Origin of the sequence: Streptomyces apricus, assembly GCF_008369065.1 — a bacterium.
Classification (GTDB): Bacteria; Actinomycetota; Actinomycetes; order Streptomycetales; family Streptomycetaceae; genus Streptomyces; species Streptomyces apricus.
This window is the reverse complement of sequence record NZ_VDFC01000289.1, coordinates 1-613: the sequence shown is the minus strand read 5'-3', so window position 1 is coordinate 613 and position 613 is coordinate 1. Positions and strand designations below refer to the sequence as shown.

Genomic DNA, 613 nt, shown 5'->3' with positions numbered 1-613 from the left:
TGAGACCTGATGCCGAGCCGATTGTGGTGAAGTGGATGATCCTATGCTGTCGAGAAAAGCCTCTAGCGAGTTTCATGGCGGCCCGTACCCTAAACCGACTCAGGTGGTCAGGTAGAGAATACCGAGGCGTTCGGGTGAACTATGGTTAAGGAACTCGGCAAAATGCCCCCGTAACTTCGGGAGAAGGGGGGCCATCACCGGTGATWGSAYTTRCTSCWTGAGCTGGGGGTGGCCGCAGAGACCAGCGAGAAGCGACTGTTTACTAAAAACACAGGTCCGTGCGAAGCCGTAAGGCGATGTATACGGACTGACGCCTGCCCGGTGCTGGAACGTTAAGGGGACCGGTTAGTSMRMYTTCGGKYKKGCGAAGCTGAGAACTTAAGCGCCAGTAAACGGCGGTGGTAACTATAACCATCCTAAGGTAGCGAAATTCCTTGTCGGGTAAGTTCCGACCTGCACGAATGGCGTAACGACTTCTCGACTGTCTCAACCATAGGCCCGGTGAAATTGCACTACGAGTAAAGATGCTCGTTTCGCGCAGCAGGACGGAAAGACCCCGGGACCTTTACTACAGTTTGATATTGGTGTTCGGTTCGGCTTGTGTAGGATAGCT

1 rRNA gene is annotated in these 613 nt (G+C 53.8%); it reads left to right on the top strand.

The features are described from left to right. A 23S ribosomal RNA gene (locus FGF04_RS39735) occupies positions 1-613 on the top strand; the annotation flags it as partial.